The sequence below is a fragment of the Bradyrhizobium sp. Arg816 genome (assembly GCF_029989365.1).
In the GTDB taxonomy this organism is placed as follows: Bacteria; Pseudomonadota; Alphaproteobacteria; order Rhizobiales; family Xanthobacteraceae; genus Bradyrhizobium.
On record NZ_JAPRAQ010000085.1, the window covers coordinates 1 to 1,082 of the forward strand.

General features: G+C 64.0%; 1 protein-coding gene. It reads right to left on the bottom strand.

Annotation, left to right across the window (positions count from 1 at the left end):
- Positions 1 to 1,066 (bottom strand): glycosyltransferase family 4 protein (locus OWC48_RS45920; protein ID WP_282525914.1); only part of this gene is annotated, 1,066 nt, incomplete at its 3' end.
- Positions 1,067 to 1,082: the final 16 nt, after the last annotated feature.

Genomic DNA, 1,082 nt, shown 5'->3' on the forward strand with positions numbered 1-1,082 from the left:
ATCGTGGCAGTTGCAGAGCGCATTCCCGTTCGGCGCCCTCTGCAGGAGCGATCAGCTTCCGATATTGGCTTTCGTACTCTTTTGCCATTCGTTTCGCGGAAAAGCGCTCCTCGAACCGGGCGCGCACTTTCCGTCTGTCCAGCCGGTCCAATTCGTTCACCGCCTTGATGGCTTGCGCCTCGTCCTCGACGATGAAGCCCGTGACGCCGTGCTCGACGATCTCCGGCACCGAGCCCGAGCGATAGGCGATCACCGGCGTCCCACACGCCATCGCCTCTATCATGACGAGACCGAACGGCTCCGGCCAATTAATGGGGAACAACAAGGCGGCAGCGCCGGCGAGGAACGGCTGCTTCCTGGAGTCGTCGACCTCGCCGACGAGCTGGACGCTCTTGCCGTCGATGTGAGGTTCAAGCCGTTTCTTGAAGTAGGCAGTCTCGGCACGGGGTATCTTGGCGGCGATGCGCAGCGGCCTCCCAGCAGCACGCGCGATGCGGATAGCGTCCTCAGGACCTTTCTCCGCCGTCAGGCGGCCAAGAAAGGCCAGATATGATCCCGGTTCGCAAGACGCCTGAAACGAGCGCGTCGGCAGCCCGTGGAGGATTGTGCCGATCCACTTCGCATCCCGTAGCGGTTGGCGCTGATGGTCGGAAATCGAAACGAAGCCGGCTTCGGCATACTCCCGGACGACATCGGATAGTCCTGGCAGGTCTAACCGGCCGTGCATGGTCGTGAGAAACGGCACGCCGGTCCGGCGCAGCACCGGAAGCGGCAGCCAGTCGATGTGTGAGTGGATCACGTCGAAGTCGCCCGCGCGCTTCGCGATTGCTTCGATGAGCAGAGCGCTGGCGGCGCTCGGATCCGCGCCCCTTCGCCCCAGACGCAGCGCGCGCGGCCACACGGGATGAAGCTTGCCGTTTGTGCGGGAGTCGCCGCTTGCAAAGAGGGTGACGTCGTGTCCGAGCTCGACCAGTTCGTCCACCAGCCAGGCGATCACCCGCTCTGTGCCGCCATAAAGCTTTGGAGGGACGCTTTCGGCCAAGGGGGCGAGCTGGGCGATGCGCATCGGCGCCTAATCCCCC